The 16,965-nt window shown below is 73.3% G+C and carries 13 protein-coding genes; 3 read left to right on the forward strand and 10 right to left on the reverse strand.

Annotation, left to right across the window (positions count from 1 at the left end):
- Nucleotides 1-65: 65 nt before the first annotated feature.
- Nucleotides 66-1,133, reverse strand: coding sequence for an AI-2E family transporter (locus ADK55_RS02900; RefSeq protein WP_053675670.1), 1,068 nt, complete (start codon nt 1,131-1,133; stop codon nt 66-68).
- Nucleotides 1,134-1,166: 33 nt separating this feature from the next.
- Nucleotides 1,167-3,392 (reverse strand): SpoIIE family protein phosphatase, encoded by a 2,226-nt coding sequence (locus tag ADK55_RS02905; RefSeq protein WP_053675672.1) that lies wholly within the window; start codon nt 3,390-3,392, stop codon nt 1,167-1,169.
- 284 nt (nt 3,393-3,676) lie between these two features.
- On the opposite strand from ADK55_RS02905, the gene aspS reads away from it, so the two are divergent.
- Entirely contained in the window at nt 3,677-5,482 is a 1,806-nt protein-coding gene (gene aspS, locus ADK55_RS02910; RefSeq protein ID WP_053675674.1) for an aspartate--tRNA ligase, read from the forward strand.
- 367 nt (nt 5,483-5,849) lie between these two features.
- On the opposite strand, the gene ADK55_RS40380 is transcribed toward aspS, so the two are convergent.
- A complete protein-coding gene (locus ADK55_RS40380; protein ID WP_267887328.1) occupies nt 5,850-7,244 on the reverse strand; it encodes a VWA domain-containing protein in 1,395 nt (464 codons plus the stop codon).
- Nucleotides 7,245-7,646: 402 nt separating this feature from the next.
- Between ADK55_RS40380 and ADK55_RS02920 the strand changes: the two genes are divergently transcribed.
- Nucleotides 7,647-9,734, forward strand: a complete 2,088-nt coding sequence (locus ADK55_RS02920) for a PhoX family protein (RefSeq protein ID WP_053675676.1) — start codon at nt 7,647-7,649, stop codon at nt 9,732-9,734.
- Nucleotides 9,735-9,839: 105 nt separating this feature from the next.
- Here ADK55_RS02920 and ADK55_RS02925 read toward each other — a convergent pair whose 3' ends face one another.
- From ADK55_RS02925 to ADK55_RS02940, 4 genes are all read right to left on the reverse strand, one after another.
- On the reverse strand, nt 9,840-11,099 hold the full coding sequence (locus ADK55_RS02925) for a sensor histidine kinase (RefSeq protein ID WP_053675678.1): 1,260 nt from the start codon (nt 11,097-11,099) through the stop codon (nt 9,840-9,842).
- Nucleotides 11,100-11,112: 13 nt separating this feature from the next.
- Nucleotides 11,113-11,844, reverse strand: coding sequence for a hypothetical protein (locus ADK55_RS02930; RefSeq protein WP_063839424.1), 732 nt, complete (start codon nt 11,842-11,844; stop codon nt 11,113-11,115).
- Between the two features lie 106 nt (nt 11,845-11,950).
- Nucleotides 11,951-13,960, reverse strand: coding sequence for an FUSC family protein (locus ADK55_RS02935; RefSeq protein ID WP_078998399.1), 2,010 nt, complete (start codon nt 13,958-13,960; stop codon nt 11,951-11,953).
- Nucleotides 13,961-14,052: 92 nt separating this feature from the next.
- Nucleotides 14,053-14,880: a hypothetical protein gene (locus ADK55_RS02940; protein WP_053675680.1), complete on the reverse strand. Its 828-nt coding sequence runs from the start codon at nt 14,878-14,880 to the stop codon at nt 14,053-14,055.
- Between the two features lie 191 nt (nt 14,881-15,071).
- Between ADK55_RS02940 and ADK55_RS02945 the strand changes: the two genes are divergently transcribed.
- On the forward strand, nt 15,072-15,482 hold the full coding sequence (locus ADK55_RS02945) for a hypothetical protein (protein WP_053675682.1): 411 nt from the start codon (nt 15,072-15,074) through the stop codon (nt 15,480-15,482).
- A 77-nt stretch (nt 15,483-15,559) separates the two neighbouring features.
- Here ADK55_RS02945 and ADK55_RS39025 read toward each other — a convergent pair whose 3' ends face one another.
- From ADK55_RS39025 to ADK55_RS02955, 3 genes are all read right to left on the reverse strand, one after another.
- Complete coding sequence (locus ADK55_RS39025) at nt 15,560-15,718, reverse strand: hypothetical protein (RefSeq protein WP_199826424.1); 159 nt, start codon at nt 15,716-15,718, stop codon at nt 15,560-15,562.
- A 64-nt stretch (nt 15,719-15,782) separates the two neighbouring features.
- A complete protein-coding gene (locus tag ADK55_RS02950) occupies nt 15,783-16,145 on the reverse strand; it encodes a hypothetical protein (RefSeq protein WP_159041263.1) in 363 nt (120 codons plus the stop codon).
- Between the two features lie 112 nt (nt 16,146-16,257).
- A complete protein-coding gene (locus tag ADK55_RS02955; RefSeq protein ID WP_053675687.1) occupies nt 16,258-16,956 on the reverse strand; it encodes a class F sortase in 699 nt (232 codons plus the stop codon).
- Nucleotides 16,957-16,965: the final 9 nt, after the last annotated feature.

Raw genomic sequence — 16,965 nt, forward strand, 5'->3', positions numbered from 1 at the left:
GCGCCCCCGGATTCCGGGCGGCGCCTTCGTCGTGCGCGGTGCCGGCGTGCGCCGGCCAGGCTGCCTCAGGCCGGGGCCGTCTCGTGGTCCGGGGCGGCCGGGGTGCCGTAGCGGGTGCGGAGTTCCGACGCGATGCCGAAGGCGGCGGCGGTGAGGGGGACGGCGAGCAGCATGCCGAGGATCCCGGCCACGCCGGCGCCGGCCGTGATGGCCAACATGACCACCGCCGGGTGCATCTGCACGGTGCGGCTCTGGATCATCGGCTGGAGCACGTGGCCCTCCAACACCTGTACGGCGAGCACCACGCCGAGCACCCACAGGCCGGTCACCCACCCCCGGTCGGCGAGGGCGACGAGGACGGCGATGGCGCCGGACAGGAACGCGCCGAGGTACGGGATGTAGGCGCCGACGAAGACCAGCGCGCCCAGACCGAACGCGCCGGGCACGCGCAGGATCAGCAGGCCGGTCGTGATGCAGACGGCGTCGATCAGGGCGATGAAGGTGGTTCCGCGCATGAACCCCTCGACGGCCTCGAACGCCCGCCGGGCCATCGCCTCCACGACGTCGCCCGCCGCGCGCGGCCCCAGCGAACGCAGGGCGCCGACGGCGCGGTCGGAGTCCCGCAGGAAGAAGAAGATCAGCAGGAGCGCCAGGATCGAGGTGCCGATGACCTCACCGACGACGCTCATGCCGGCGATCACCCCGGAGGCGGCCGTGCCGCCGAACTTCGCCAGCAGCCCCTTCGCGTTCTCCGCCATGTCCTCCAACGAGGTCCCGGCGGCGCCCAGGTGCCGGGCGAGGTCCTCGCCGGCGCGCCGCAGCGAGGCGACGATCTGGTCGCCCGTGTCGATCAGCGCGAGTGAGACGGCGTACGAGACCCCGCCGACGAACGCCACCACCGCCAGGCAGGTCAGCGCGGCGGCGAGCGACCGGTTGACCTTCATGCGGATCAGCCGCCGGTGCATCGGACCGAGCAGGGCCGTCCCGAGCAGGGCGAGCAGCGCGGGCGTCACGGCGGTCCGGAAGGTGACGCACAACCAGACGAGCACCGCGACCACGCCGGTGACGAGCAGGAGGACGGCGCACCAGGCGGCCAGCCGCCGGACGGGCTCGGGGAGCAGGGGAGTCGACACCGCTGCATCCAACCACGCCCGGATCGTGCCCGCTCACGGGCGGGACGGGGTGACCGGGTCCGCGTCGGGGGCCGCGTCCGGGGCGGGTTCGGACTGCTCGCGCAGCTCGAACCAGATGGACTTGCCCTCGCCGCGCGGGTCGACGCCCCACGCGTCGGCGAGCATCTCCATCAGCAACACCCCGCGTCCGCTTGACGCCATCTCGCCCGGGTGCCGCTTGTGCGGCAACTCGTCGCTGGAGTCGGCCACCTCCACGCGCAGCCGCCTGGTCCCCGGCTCGCCCACCGCGTCCGCGACGAGCACCGCGTCGCCGTCCGTGTGCACCAGTACGTTCGTCACCATCTCGGAGACCATCAGCACCGCCGAGTCGACCTGCTCGGAGTCCGCCCAGTCGTGCAGCAGCTCCCGGATCTGCTGCCGGGCTCCCGCGATCCGGGCCGGCTCCGCCTGCGCCACGGTCAGCAGGGTTCGGCGGGACGGTGGCGCCGGGTGGGTCTGCGGGGTGCCGCAGCCGCAGCCCACGCCCTCGCGGCACAGCAGGACCACGGCTATGTCGTCCTCGCGCCGATCGGCCAGCGGGCCGGTGGTGTGGTGCGAGGACGGCCCGTGCACGGCCTGGACCAGCAGGTCGGCCAGCTTCTCCAGGTGCCCGGCCGCCATGCCGTCGGCGTCGAGGGCCCCGTCGTCCGGGGTCTCGGCCTCCAGGACCGCCCGGAGCCGGGCCCAGCCCGTGTCCAGGTCGTGGCCGCCGGTCTCGATGAGCCCGTCGGTGCACAACATCATCGTCTCGCCGGGTTCGAGGGTGAACCGGGTCGTCGGGTAGTCGGTGTCCGGGACGATGCCGAGCGGCAGCCCGCCCGCCGTGGACCGCATCAGCACGGTGCCGTCCGTCATCCGGACCACGGGCTCGGGATGCCCGGCGCGGGCCACCTCCAGCGTTCCCGTGCGCGGGTCGCACTCCACGTACAGGCAGGTCGCGAAGCGCGGGCTGAGGAAGTCGGTGTCGTCGTAGGACGCCGAGTCGGCCGTGTCCTGGGTGGAACACAGTCCGGCGAGGAACCGGGAGGCCCGCGAGAGCACCGCGTCCGGCCGGTGGCCCTCGGAGGCGTACGCCCGCACGGCGATCCGCAACTGCCCCATCAGCCCGGCGGCCCGTACGTCATGGCCCTGCACGTCCCCGATGACCAGGGCGAACCGGCCCGAGGGCAGCGGGATCATGTCGTACCAGTCGCCGCCGACCTGGAGTCCGCCGCCGGTCGGGACGTACCGGGCGGCGAGGGCCATGCCCGGGATCTCCGGACCGAGCTGCGGCATCATCGACCGCTGGAGGCCGGTGGTCAGCTCCCGCTCGGACTCCGCCACACCCGCCCGCTGGAGGGCCTGCGCCAGCATCCGGGCCACCGTGGTCAGCACGGACCGTTCGTCCGGCGAGAAGGACACCGGGTGCTTGAACGCGGCCATCCAGGCACCCATGGTCCGCCCGGCCACGATCAGCGGGAGGAAGGCCCAGGAGATCCGGCCGAAGTGCCGGGCGAGGGGCCAGGTCGCCGGGAAGCGGCGCTTGTAGTCCTCCGGGGACGGCAGGTAGATCGCCCGCCCGGTGCGCACGACCTCCGCCGCCGGATAGTCCGTGTCCAGCCGCATCTCCGCGAAGGGCCCCTCGGCATCCGGCCCGTGCCCGTGGCGCCCGATGAGCGACAGCCGGTCGCCGGCCACGCCGAAGACGGCCAACCCGTCGGGGCTGAACCCGGGCATCGACAGCGACGCCGCCACCCGCAGCACCTCGGCCGTGGACCGCGCCTCGGCCAGCGCCCGGCCCGCGTCCAGCAGGAACGCCTCGCGGGAGCGCCGCCAGTCCCCGGTGATCGGGGTGTGCACGGCGGTGGTGCCGGGCTGCGGCTCGGCGATCTCCTGGATGGTGCCGATCAGCTCGTAGTCCACCCGACCGTCCGGGCCGCGGTTCTCCACGGGCTTGGAACGGCTGCGCACGGTGCGCAGCACCCGCCCGTCCTCGTCCATGATCCGCAGCCGGGCCTCGGCGAGGGTGCCCTCGGCGACGGCCAGGTTCACGATGCCGTTGATCTCGTTCCAGTCCACCGGGTGGAACCGGGACCGTACGGCGACCTCCGGCAGGACGACGTGTTCCGGGGGCAGCCCGAGCAGCCGGGCGGCCTCGCAGTCGAGCGTGACGGTCCCGGACCCGTTGTCCCATCGCCACAGGCCGGTCGCGACAGCGGCCAGGACATCCTCGGTACGCACTCGGTCATCTTTACAGGTGATGATCCGGGCGTGCCTGTTCACGGCCCCCGGCCCCGCCTCCCGGCCGTAGCCCGCACCCGCCTTCCGGCCGTGGCCCGCCCCGCCTCCCGGCCGTGGCCCGCACCCGTCCCGGGTCGCGCCCGGGGGCTGCCCGCGAGCCCCGCCGCGAGCGGCCACACGGCCGCCGGGCGGGGCCGTCACGGCCCCGCCCGCGCGGCCGGGGCCCGGACGGTAACCTGGGGACGGTTGAATCCACCCTGGTATCGCGAAGAACTGGATGACTGATGCATCGGTACAGGTCCCACACGTGCGGCGAGCTCCGAGCCTCCGACGTCAACGCCGACGTCAGGCTGAGCGGCTGGCTGCACAACCGTCGAGACCTGGGCGGCATCCTCTTCATCGATCTCCGTGACCACTACGGCATCACGCAGCTCGTGGCCCGTCCCGGCACCGCCGCGAACGAGGCCCTGAGCAGCGTCTCCAAGGAGACCGTCGTCCGGATCGACGGCAAGGTCCTCTCCCGTGGCGCGGACAACGTGAACCCGGAGCTGCCCACCGGAGACATCGAGATCGAGGTCTCCGAGGTCGAGGTGCTCGGCGCGTCCGCCCCGCTGCCCTTCACCATCAACACCGACGACGGGGTGAACGAGGAGCGCCGACTGGAGTACCGCTTCCTCGACCTGCGTCGCGAGCGCATGCACCGCAACATCATGCTGCGCTCGGCCGTCATCGCCTCCATCCGCTCGAAGATGGTGGCCCTCGGCTTCAACGAGATGGCGACCCCGATCCTCACCGCGACCTCCCCCGAGGGCGCCCGTGACTTCGTCGTCCCGTCCCGCCTCAACCCGGGCAAGTTCTACGCCCTGCCGCAGGCGCCGCAGCAGTTCAAGCAGCTGCTGATGATCTCCGGCTTCGACCGGTACTTCCAGATCGCGCCCTGCTTCCGCGACGAGGACGCCCGCGCCGACCGTTCGCCGGGCGAGTTCTACCAGCTCGACGTCGAGATGTCCTTCGTCGAGCAGGAGGACGTCTTCCAGCCGATCGAGCGCCTGATGACCGAGCTCTTCACCGAGTTCGGCAACGGCCGCGAGGTCACCTCCCCCTTCCCGCGGATCCCGTTCCGCGAGTCGATGCTGAAGTACGGCAACGACAAGCCCGACCTGCGCGCCAAGCTGGAACTCGTCGACATCACCGACGTGTTCGAGGGCTCGGAGTTCAAGGCGTTCGCCGGCAAGCACGTGCGCGCGCTGGCCGTCCCGGACACCGCCGCGCAGCCCCGCAAGTTCTTCGACGGCCTCGGCGAGTACGCGATCTCGCTCGGCGCCAAGGGCCTGGCCTGGGTCCGCGTGGGCGAGGACGGCGCGCTGACCGGCCCGATCGCCAAGTTCCTCACCGAGGAGAACGTCAAGGTCCTCACCGAGCGTCTCGGCCTCGCGGCCGGCCACGCCGTGTTCTTCGGCGCGGGCGAGTTCGACGAGGTCTCCAAGATCATGTCCGGCGTCCGCGTCGAGGCGGCCAAGCGCGCGGGCCACTTCGAGGAGAACGTCTTCCGCTTCTGCTGGATCGTCGACTTCCCGATGTACGAGAAGGACGAGGAGACCGGCAAGATCGACTTCTCCCACAACCCGTTCTCCATGCCCCAGGGCGGCATGAAGGACCTGGAGGAGAAGGACCCGCTGGACATCCTGGCCTGGCAGTACGACATCGTCTGCAACGGCATCGAGCTGTCCTCCGGCGCCATCCGCAACCACGAGCCCGAGGTCATGCTGAAGGCCTTCGAGATCGCCGGTTACGAGGCCGAGACCGTCGAGCGCGAGTTCGCCGGCATGCTCCGCGCGTTCCGTCTCGGCGCCCCGCCGCACGGTGGCATCGCCCCCGGCGTCGACCGCATCGTGATGCTGCTCGCCGACGAGCCGAACATCCGCGAGACGATCGCCTTCCCGCTCAACGGCAACGCGCAGGACCTGATGATGGGCGCGCCCACCGTCCTGGAGGAGACCCGCCTGCGCGAGCTGAACATCGCGCTGCGCAAGCCGGTCGAGACCAAGGAGACCGAGCCCGTCGAGAAGTCGGTCAAGCAGCACCAGTAGGAACCCGCGGGCCCCGCGCGGGCCCGCGCGGGTTGCGGGTTGCCGGTTGCCGGTTGCGGTTTGTGCGGCGGCTTGGGTGGCTCGTACGGCTTGTGCGGCTTGTGTGAAGTAGGGCGGCGCTCCCGGATGTCCGGGGCGCCGCCCTTTTCCGTGGCCGGCTGCGGGGCTGCGGGGCCGCGCCCCTGTGGCTGCTGTGGCTCGTCACGGCGCCTTCCGGGTGTCCGGGGCCGGGGTCGTGCCTCCGGCGGGCCGCGTGGCGCCGCAGGGCGCACCGGGGGGCCCCACGGCCCGGGCGGGCCGGGTACGCGAGAAGGCCGCCGCCCCCGGGGTACCGGGGGCGGCGGCCTTCTCGTACGAGCCGGTCGACCTAGAAGCGGTCGAGGAGGCCCTTGAGGAGGGTCACCGAGGTCAGCTCGCGGGGCGCGGGCCCCGCGTGGAAGAAACCGGCGTTCTCGGCGTCCAGCTTGCGCAGGAAGTCGAAGCCCTTGCTGTCGTGGTCACCGAAGCCGACGAACTGCCAGTGGATGTCGTGCGCGGCGGCGGCGATGATCGCCTGCCGTGCGGGCTGACGGTTGTCGGGGGCCCCGTCGACCTGGAAGACGACGAGGGCCGGGCCCGTGCCGCCGTCCTTCTGGTACCGCTCGACGACGGCCTCGACGGCCACGTGGTAGCTGGTGCGGCCCATGCGGCCGAGCTCGGCGTGACGGGCCTCGACCCAGGCCTCGTCGTGGCCGTCCAGGGTGAGGTCGGCGGTGCCGTCCACGTCCGTGGAGAAGAACACCGTGTGCACGGTCGCCGCCTCGTCGAGGTGCGCGGCGAGGGCCAGGGCGTGATCCGCGAGGTGCTGGGCGCTGCCGTCCTTGTAGAACCCGCGCATCGAGAAGGACCGGTCCAGTACGAGGTACACCTTGGCGCGCGCCCCGGCCTTGCCCTTGGCGCGCAGCACCTGACCGGCGGCCTTGTACGCCCCGGCCACCGGCGCGGCCCGCCGCTTGACGGCGGCGAGCGCGACGGCCGGCGCCCCGACCCCGGCGGCGACCGCCTCGACGGCGGTTGCGGTTGCGGTTTCGGCTTCGGCGGTGACGGGCTCGGCTTCGACCACGACCGGCTCGACCACGGGTTCGGCGGCGGCTTCGGCGACGACCGGCTCGGCTTCGACCACGGGTGCGGCCTCGGCAGCGACGGGCTCCGGCTCGACCACGGGTGCGGGCTCGACCACGACGGCTTCGACCACAGGGGCGGGCCCGGCCTCGGGTGCGGCCTCGGCGGCGACGGGCTCGGCGGCGACCGGCTCCGGCTCGACCTCCGTGGCGGGTTCGTCCACCGTCTCGGCCGTCACGGGCTCGACCTCGGCGACCGCGGGCTCCGCCGCGACGGGCTCCGCCGCGACCGGCTCGGCCGCCGCGACCGGCTCGGCCTCCACGACCTCGGCCTCCACGACCTCGGGTGCGGCCTCGGTAACGACCGGCTCCGCCGTGACCGGCTCCTGAGCCGCTTCGGCGGGTGCCGCCTCCGCCTCGGCCGCCTCGGGCTCCGCAACGGGCTCCGCCTCGGCCTGGGCCGGCGTCTGCGTCGGCTCCGGCGTCGGCTCGGCGGCGGGCTCCGCCGGGCCTCCGGTACCGGTCGAAGGCGCCGGGCGGCGGGCCTCCGGGACGGCCGGCGCGGTCATCACGGTGCCGGCTTCGCGGTCCCGCGGAGCGGACTGCGGGGGAACAGTGGGGTTGTCGAAGGACGCGGCGACCAATTCGGCCGCCGAGTCCATGGGCGTACGTTCCGTCTGACTCGGGACGGCCGCCGATGGGGCGTCCGACGTATCCGGAACCGGTTCGGTAGACCGTCCGAACACCTTGCGCAACAAGCTCCGAATACCCATGGGCCAGGCCTTTCGCATGAGTGCGTACGTCATTTGTCCGTGCTGCGCGGTAGATCCCTGCCCAGAGTGGACACGTAAGGTTATCGGCCCCTTGGCTGGAACTTCGGCAGGGGCGCCTTTCGTGGCGCCAACCCTCGCATGCAACCGGAGCCCGTGGGGAACTGCCCCTCCGCCGTGCCAGGTTCACCGACCGTTCATCCCCGCGCCGCCGCATCGGCGCAACCTCCGCCTAGCGTCACGGCTGTTCGTTCCGACATGTTGTCGGCGCCGTGCACCCTCGGAGGACACCTCGTGCGCAAGCTTCTGCCGCTCCTCGGCAACCCGCATGGGAGCGGCCGTTCCGCTCTCACCTGCCGCTACCGCTGTGGCGACGCATGCTTCCACGAGGTGCCGAACACCAGCGACAACGAGTACGTCGGCGATGTGATCGCCCGCGCCTACTCCCGTCGCTCGATGCTCCGGTCCGCCGCCGTCGTCACGGTGGCCACCGCCGCCGGCACCGCCGTCACCCTGGGCGGTAGCGGCTCCTCCGCCAACGCCTCGCCCTCCGTCGACACCCGGGGCTCCGGTGCGGCGGGTATCGGCGACGCGGCCCGCGGTCTGCGCTTCAAGGCCGTCGCGCCGAACACCGACGACAAGGTCACCGTCCCCGAGGGCCACGAGCAGAACGTGGTCATCCGCTGGGGCGAGCCCATCGTCAAGGGCGCCCCGGGCTTCAACGCCGACAAGCAGACCGCCGCCGCGCAGGCCGGCCAGTTCGGCTACAACAACGACTTCCTGAGCCTTCTCCCGCTCGGTGACGACTACGAGCGTCGGCAGCTGCTCGTGGCCAACCACGAGTACACCGACGAGAACCTCATGTTCAAGGCGTATGACCCGGCCAACCCGACCCGCGAGCAGGTCGAGATCGCCTGGGCCGCGCACGGCCTCTCCGTCGTCGTCGTGCAGGAGGACCACCGCAGCGGCAAGCTGACGGCGGTCTCCCGGCACCAGCTCAACCGTCGTCTCACCGCCACCAGCGAGTTCAGGCTGACCGGCCCCGCAGCGGGCTCGGAGCTGCTGAAGACCTCCGCCGACCGCACCGGCACGAAGGTGCTCGGCACCCTGAACAACTGCGCCGGTGGCACCACCCCGTGGGGCACCACCCTCCACGGCGAGGAGAACTTCAACCAGTACTTCGCCAACGCCGGGCAGGTCACCGACCCGACCCAGGCCGCCCGACTCAAGCGCTACGGCATGACCACGGGCGCCACCGAGCGCAAGTGGGAGCGGTTCGACAAGCGCTTCGACACCGTGCAGGAGCCCAACGAGTCGCACCGCTTCGGCTGGGTCGTCGAGCTCGACCCGTACGACCCGTCGTCCACCCCGCGCAAGCGCACCGCGCTGGGTCGCTTCAAGCACGAGGCCGCCCAGCCGCGCCTGACCGAGGACGGCCGTCCGGTCGTCTACATGGGCGACGACGAGCGCTTCGACTACTTCTACAAGTTCGTCTCGTCGAAGCGGATGAAGAAGGGCGGCTCGCGCGCCGCGAAGGAGCACAACCTCACGCTCCTCGACGAGGGCACCCTGTACGTCGCCAAGCTGACCGGTGACTCGCCGGCCGCCGAGATCGACGGCACGGGCAAGCTGCCCTCGGACGGCCAGTTCGACGGATCCGGTGTCTGGATCAAGCTCGCCACCGGCAACGTCTCACACGTCGAGGGCATGACCGCCGAGGAGGTGTACGTCTTCACGCGACAGGCCGCCGACAAGGTGGGCGCCACCAAGATGGACCGTCCCGAGGACGTCGAGCCCTCCCCGCGCACCGGCCGCGTCTACATCGCGCTGACCAACAACACCGACCGCGGCAAGGCCGGCAAGGCGGGCGCGGACGAGGCCAACCCCCGCAACCTGAACAAGCACGGCCAGATCCTGGAGCTCGCCGAGAACTTCGACGACCCGGCGGGCGACGGCTTCGCCTGGCGGCTCTTCCTGGTCGCCGGTGACCCCAACGACCCGGCCACCTACTTCGCGGGCTTCCCGAAGGACAAGGTCAGCCCGATCTCCTGCCCGGACAACGTGGCCTTCGACCCGCACGGCAACCTGTGGATCTCCACCGACGGCAACCAGCTCGGCTCGCACGACGGCCTCTTCGGCGTGGCCACGGCCGGTGAACGCCGCGGTGAGTTGAAGCAGTTCCTGACCGTGCCGCGCGGCGCCGAGACCTGTGGCCCGCTGATCCAGGACAAGCGCGTCCTGGTCTCGGTCCAGCACCCGGGCGAGATCGACGGTGCGTCCGTGGAGAAGCCCCAGTCGGTGTGGCCCGACGGCCCCGGCAAGATCGTCCGCCCGGCGGTCGTGTCGGTCTGGCGCAAGGACGGGAAGAACATCGGCGTCTGAACCGGGCCGGTTGATCAGACCGGTCACCCGACGTCGGTGGGGGGTGTTTCACGTGAAACACCCCCCACCGGCCGCTGTTTCACGTGAAACATCTCCGCGTCCCGTTCAACTGTCCGCGACCAGACGCCCGACGGGCAGGCGCAGGGTCGTCTGCGCGCCCCCGTCGGGGGCGTTGGCGAAGGTCAGCTCCACTTCCAGCACCGCGGCCTGACCCACCGCGATCGTCAGTCCCAGACCGTGCCCGCGGCCCCGGCCCGGGTCGCCCGTGCGGAAGCGCTGCGGGCCCTGCTCGATCAGTTCGGGCGGATAGCCGGCCCCGTGGTCGTGGATCACCACCACCGGGCCCTCGACGGACACCTCGATCGGTGGCTTCCCGTGCTTGTCGGCGTTGACCAGCAGGTTGGCCAGGATCCGGTCGAGGCGGCGCCGGTCGGTGAGCACCACCGTGTCCCGGACCACCCGGACCGAGACGGGCAGTCGGGTGCCCGCGACGGCCCGCCGCACGGCCCGGCCCAGTTCCACCTGGGACAGCTCCGCCTGTTCCACTCCCGCGTCCAGCCGGGAGATCTCCAGCAGGTCCTCGGTGAGCAGGTGCAGGGCCCGGAGCCGATCGTTGATCATTTCCTTGGGGCGGCCCTCGGGCAGCAGCGACGCGGCGGCGAGTGAGCCCGTCAACGGGGTGCGCAGTTCGTGCGCGACGTCGGCCGTGAACCGTTTCTCGGCCTCCAGCCGTTCCTGGAGCGACCCGGCCATCGAGTTCAGGGCGTGCGCGACGTCGCGGACCTCGTCGTGGTGGCGGGTGTCCCGGGGATCGTCCGGGTCGGCGGGGAGCCCCACCCGGGCGTCCAGGTCGCCGGCGCTGATCCGGCGGGCCACGGCGGCGGTGGTCGCCAGCCGCCGGCTGATCCGATCGGCCAGGAACAGGCCGGCCAGAGCCACGATCCCGGCGGCGAGCGCGGCGGAGGCGAGGATGGCGGTGTCCAGGTCGCGCAGCCGCCGGCGGGTCTGGTCGAAGGGGAGCCAGACGGCCAGCACCTTCGTGTCGGCGGGCCCGGCGCCCCACATCGCGGGTTCGCCGTCGTGCTCGCCGACCATGCTCCCGGTTTTCCCGCGCGCGACGAGCCCGCGCAGGGGGCCCGGCAGCTCGGGCGGGTCGATGACCACGTGCACGTCGCCGTGCACGGTGCCGTACTGGTACTGGTTGACGGCGTCCTCCAGGTCCCGGCCCACGTCCTTGCGGACCTCGCCGACGACCTGTCCTGCGACCACGTTGTGCACGAGGATCCCGAGCACCGCCGCCACCGTGCAGCACACCGCCGTGGTGGTCAGGGCGATCTTCCAGCGCAGACTGCTCGTCACCCGCATCCGGCCCGCCCCCTCAGACCCGGCTCGGGGAGCAGCCGGTCGAACCGTCCTTGGCGGTGCGGCACTCGTCGAGGGTGAGCTGGGACAGGTTGAGGATCTTCGCGTCCGGGTCCCACACGTAGTCGGAGACGGAGACGTACTTGGGATTCGAGGTCGGTTCGCGTACCGCGAGGTGTTCGGCGGCGACCTCCACGCCCTCCAGCACCCCGCGCCGGTACAGGATCCGGGCGATGGCCCCGTCGTCCTGGACGGTGTAGACCCGCAGTTCGCTGTCGCGGCCGTCGAGGTCGAGAGCGGTGATGAGTTCCTCCCGCCCGTTGCCCGTCACGTCGTGCAGGACGGAGGGCCGCATCGGGCAGTCGGGACCTCCGTCCACAGCCTGTGTGCAGAGCGCCAGCCGCTGCGGGGCCCGCGGGTCGACGAGCCGTCCCGTGCCGCCGTCCTGCCGGGCGGAGGCGGTGACGTCGGCCCGTACGACGTCCAGCGGGTTCACGCCGCGCATGCCGGGGCCCGGGGCCTTGGGCAGCCCGGGGACCACGGTGGCGGTGCCCGGCTTCTGGTCCGCCGCGGGTGGCGCCGGGTGGACGTTCTTCCACAGGGTCTGCGGGGCGTGCACGATGCCCAGGTCGCCGTCGCTCCGCAGCCCCTCCACGTCGGAGCACCCGGCCGAGACCGCGAGCAGGGCGGCGAGGACGGGGAGTGCCAGGACGCCGCGGCGCCGGCCGCGCGGGACGGGGGACCTCATGGGGCGATGCTCCCCCGGAGGGGAACCACCGGCCCGGGCACGGACCCATTCGGGGGACGGCGCACCCCCGGCCCCGCCCCCGCCCCGGCGCACGGGGGCGGGGCCGTCAGTCGGCGGGGGCGGCGATGGCGCGGGCCGCCGCGATCTCCTGGTGGACGGGGGCCAGCACGGAGTCCTCCCTGCCCGCCGGAGCGGGGCCGCCGCGTACCGCCGCCGGGGTCCGGCTCGCGCGCACCCCCTCCGCCAGTCCGCGCAGTTCCCGGACGGCGGCCTCGACCTCGTCCCGCTCGGGGGCGTCCGCGCCGTGGTTGACGCGGACCCGGGCGGCCGTGGTGGCGTCGACGATCCGCTCCACGGCCACCACCAGCGGCCACCACGCGGCGGCCCGCGCCCCCGTCGGCGGCGGCTCGGTCAACGCCCGCTGGAACTCGGTCCGTACGCCCGACAGGTCCCGGTAGATCCGTCGGCGGGCCTGGAGCCGGGCGGTGCGGGCGGCCCGCAGCCCGGCCTCCGTGTCGGGATGGTCCGTGCCGAACGCCCGCTCCACGTACCGGGCGGCGTCGTCCACGGCGTCCGCGAGCCGGTCCCCGATCCGGGTGTGCCAGCTCTCGGGCCAGAGCAGGTACCCCGCGACCAGCGTGATGGCGCAGCCGATCAGGCTGTCCAGCAGCCGGGGCCGGATCAGGTCGAAGCCCTGGTGGTTGAGCAGGTCGGACAGCAGCAGGATCACCGGGGTGATCGCGGCGGTCTGGAAGGCGTACCCCTTCGCGGAGAACGCCGGGATCAGCGCGGCCAGCACCGCCATGACCGGCACGTCCCACCAGCCGCGCGGCACCTCGGCCAGCACGGCGGCGGCGAGGACCAGCCCGACGGCCGTCCCCAGGGCCCGCAGGACGGCCCGCGAGAACACCGAGCCGAAGTCCGGCTTGAGGACGAACGTGACGGTCAGGGCGACCCAGTACGAGCGCTCGATGGGGACCACCGACACGAGCACCTGCGCCAGCCCGATGCACACGGCCAGCCGGATGCCGTACCGCCAGGAGGCCCGGGAGAACATCATGTCGCGGACCGCCCGCCGGGCCCTGATGCCCAGCGCGGCCGGTCTGCCGAGCCGGTCGTCCACGTTGTGCATCCTGGGTTCGGCCAGGTGCACGATGGTCGCCGCGTGCCGCAGGGCCGCGTCGATGGCGCGCTCCGACTGGCCGTGCGGCGGGGGCAGGTCCAGGACGGGGGTGCCGGTGCGGCCGTCCTCGACGGCCGCCGCCAGTTCCCGTACGGCCGCCGGGATCTCGGGCGGCAGCGGCCGTCCCCGCAGGTGCGCCGCGGGCGCCCCCTCGACGAGGGGGATCAGCACGTTCAACTGGGCCAGCATCCGCACCAGCGAGGGACTGCGCCCGTGCACCAGGGCCCGCCGCCCCAGGACGAGGTCGTAGGCCTGGTTCAGGGCCTGGGTGACCTCCCGGCGGCGCTCCTCGTAGTCGGGCCCGCCCGCGGCCTCCAGCGTGTCCGCCAGTGCCCGGTACCCGGCCGCGACGGCGACCCGCTCGGGTTGCCGCCCGCGCAGCGGCCAGCCCGCCAGGCTGAGCACCAGAACGAACAGTCCGCCGGCGGTGAGCAGCAGCGGCGCCGTCCACCAGGGCCTGGGCATCGGCAGGCCGGCGCCGACCACGGCGTTCAGCAGGAGCAGCAGACCGGACACGGAGGCGACCGAGCCGATCGAGGAGATCATTCCGGAGACGAGGGCGACCAGGGTGAGCACCCCGACGGCGAGCCAGCCGTGCCCGAAGACGAGGGTGCCGACGGCCACTCCGACGGCGCCGAAGAGCTGCGGTACGGCGATGTTGAGGACGCGCATGCGGTACGCGTCGGCGGTGTCGCCGATCACCCCGGACAGGGCCCCCATGGACACCAGGGCGCCGTATTCCGGTTCGTCCAGGGCGAAGCCCACGGCCAGTGGGACGGACAGCGCGATGCCGGCGCGCACGACGGCGGCCCACGGGACGGGGGCGCTGCTCGGACGCAGGCCGTTGAGGAGCCACGCGGGCGGGGTCAGGGGGATCTGCCGGGCCCGGGAGTGCCCGGACCGTATGTGCTCGGTGCGTCTTTCGGTGGTCATTCCCGCTTCCGTGCCGCCGCTCGCGAATCGGTGCTTCTGTGGAGTTCTCCGGTCGTGTGCCCATTTCTCCGCAGGTTCCGCACCTTCCGAGCTTATGGTGTGCGGCGCAGCCGCCCCGCGAGCCAGGCGGCGAGCGCGGCCGCGAGTCCGAGGGCCAGCACCACCCAGGCGGTGGTCCGCAGGAACGCGGTGAGCGCGTCGTACACCGCCCCGGCGGCGGGCCGGTCGATGTCTGCCGGCAGGTCCTCCAGGGTGAGGCGGCGGCACCACTGCACCGCGAGCCACAGCAGCACCGCCCCGATCGCCAGCCCCAGTCCGGTGGCGATCACGGCCCGCCGCCGTCGGACGGCGACCGCGATGGCCGCGGCGGCCAGCAGCAGGGTCAGGAGGGGAAGCCACACCCCGGCGATCTGGAGCATGCGAAAGCCCTTCCGTAGCGCGCCCAGGTCGTCGTACTCCATGACCTCGACGGAAACGTGGGTCACGGGGATCCGGTCCGCGAAGGGCACCCCGTTCTCGACGAGTTCCCCCTTCACCCGGGCGATCACGGGCGCGAGGTCGATGGTGACGGCGTCCCCGTCGCCGGTGGTGAGTGCCTTGAGGAACGCGGCGTGCGCGGCGTGGTTGGCGGCGTCCCAGGCCGTCCGGTACGCCGGGGTCCCGGAGAAGGACTGCAGGGCCTCGCCGAGGAGCGCGTCCACCCCGCCCTGGAAGGGGCCCGCGTCGATCTGGCCGGCGAGCGCGCGGGTGGCCTGGGTGACGACCACGCCCCGCACGGCGGGGTCCTCGGCGAGCGGGGACATGGCGGCGGTGTAGCGGTCGGCGTCGCCCAGCTCGCGGTCGGCCCAGTACGCGACCGCGCTCGCGGGCACCAGCAGGGCCACGAGCACGATCAGTACCGTCGACAGGAAGGTGCGCACGTCACCAGGGAATGCCGCGGGGGTGCGGCCCGCGAGCGTTGTTGCTGCGAGCGGGTGGCGGGCGGGAACGGACCGGGTGGGCCCCGCGGGGCGCCGGCGGGCGGGCCGAGGCGCGACGGGGACACCGCTTGATCCACTTGCCGGTCCGAGGTGGCGGGTGTGCCCTGGATGGTGGAGAGAGGAGCCCCGTCATGGCACATGCGGCACCCTCCGCCCATCGGCGGCACCGGGGGACGACGACGGACCGGACGCACGACCTGAGCAAGGGCGCGATGGTCCGCGCCCTGCTGGCCGGTCTCGTCTACGGGGTCTGGGCGGCCTTCATCAAGCGCCAGATGGGCCCGGTCGACGCGGGCAACGTCTTCTACGGCATCCTGTGCGGCGTCCTCTTCGCCGCGATCATGTTCACCCTCGGCCGGATCGGCTCCCGGCTGCCGAGGGAACTGCACGCCGCCGCCTACGGTGCCTTTGGCGGCGTGGCCGTCGGCTACCTGTACAGCCTCACCGGCGACAGCGTGCTCCGATCCGCCGGGCTCGGCATCGCCGTCGCCGCGGCCACCGGGCTCACCGCCTTCTACCGCTATTACATGCGCGAGCCCTGAGTCGACGCGGCGCCGTCGCCCGCACCACGCGTCCCCCGGACCCGGCCCGGGGGACGCGTCGGGTATCCGGGCAGGGGTCACTCCTTCGCGGCGGCTTCGGCCGGGCGAGCGGCCGGGGCTTCAGGACGGGTGGCGGGCTCCGGCTCCGGCTGCTCCGGGCGTCGGGCCGGCGGGGTGAAACGGGAGGCTTCGGCGCGCAGCATGGCGTTCAGGGCGGCGTAGGGGTCGATGGGCATGGCGGAACCTCACGGGTGCTCGGTGTTCGAGGGGGGTGTGGGTGCGTGCTGCTGCTCGGCCCGCTCAGCAGCGCAGGACCACACTCCGTACCGTCCGCCGGGACCGGGCCGGTTCGGCCGTTCCGTACGAGGTCACGCGGGATGCCCGCGCCTCCCGGTGTTTCACGTGAAACACCGGCGGCGCCGGTCGTCGCACGCCCACCATCCCGCGCACGACCAGGCGCGGGGCCGCCCGCGCCTCGGGATCCGAGGCGGGGTCGGACGGGCTCTCGGAAGGCTCCGCGGGGCTCGCCGGGGCGCTCGTGGCGGGTCGGACCTCGACGGCCATCGCGCCGGCCGGACCGGCGCCGAAGACGCACAGCAGCACGACACAGGCCATCGTCAGGGCCTTCGCCGCAGCCGTCCGCGCGTACCGAGCACCGCTCATGACCAGCTCTGTGCCCCGACACGCCGAAGCACTCCCCACCGGGGCCCAAGAAGCCCCCGACCGGGGGACGAAGACACCCCCGTCGGCTGACACCGGGCCCGCCGCCGGAGGCTCAGCGGGTGCGGTGGCGGCCCGTCAGCCGGGCCACGACAGCCGTCTCGCCGCTGATCAGACGCAGTTGGGCGCGACGCCCGGCCCGCTCACCCGCCCGCCGCTCCGACGCCCCGCCCGTCCGCTCGCCGGCCTCCCGCCCCGACCGCTCACCGGCGTGCTCGCCGGACCGCCCCGACGGTCCGGGTACGCGGGCCGGCGAGACCCGGTCCACGGTGAACACGGCCGTACGGTGGTCCGCGCGCGCGATCTCGATGGTCAGCCCCCGGCGCAGCTCGCCCAGGCGCAGCCCGTTACCCGTGACCACGGCGGTGCCGGCCGCTCCCGGGGCGGGACCGTCGGCGTCCCAGCGGATCGCGTCGCCGTCCTCGGGGTCGGAGGTCAGCGGAACGTCCAGTCCCAGTGCAGGGATCACCAGCCGCACGGGCGGCGCGGCCCGCATCGGCGCGGCGGGACCGGGCAGGCCGCCCCGCGCGGACCGGGCCCCGTTGCCGGGGGCGTGCGGGCCGGAGTGCTCGCCGGAATGCTCGAGTTCGCGTACGAGCCGGCGGTGGCCGGACAGGCCCAGGGCCCGGGAGGGGAGCGAGTCGGCGACCGTGCCGGCGGCGGGCGGGGCGCCGTCGCTGCTCCTCAACATCCCTACGCCGGTACACAGCAGAGTGACCGTCACCGCTGCGACGATCCACTGGGCGCGGGGCATGGGCATTCC

It is taken from the genome of Streptomyces sp. WM4235 (genome assembly GCF_001279725.1).
GTDB lineage: Bacteria > Actinomycetota > Actinomycetes > Streptomycetales > Streptomycetaceae > Streptomyces.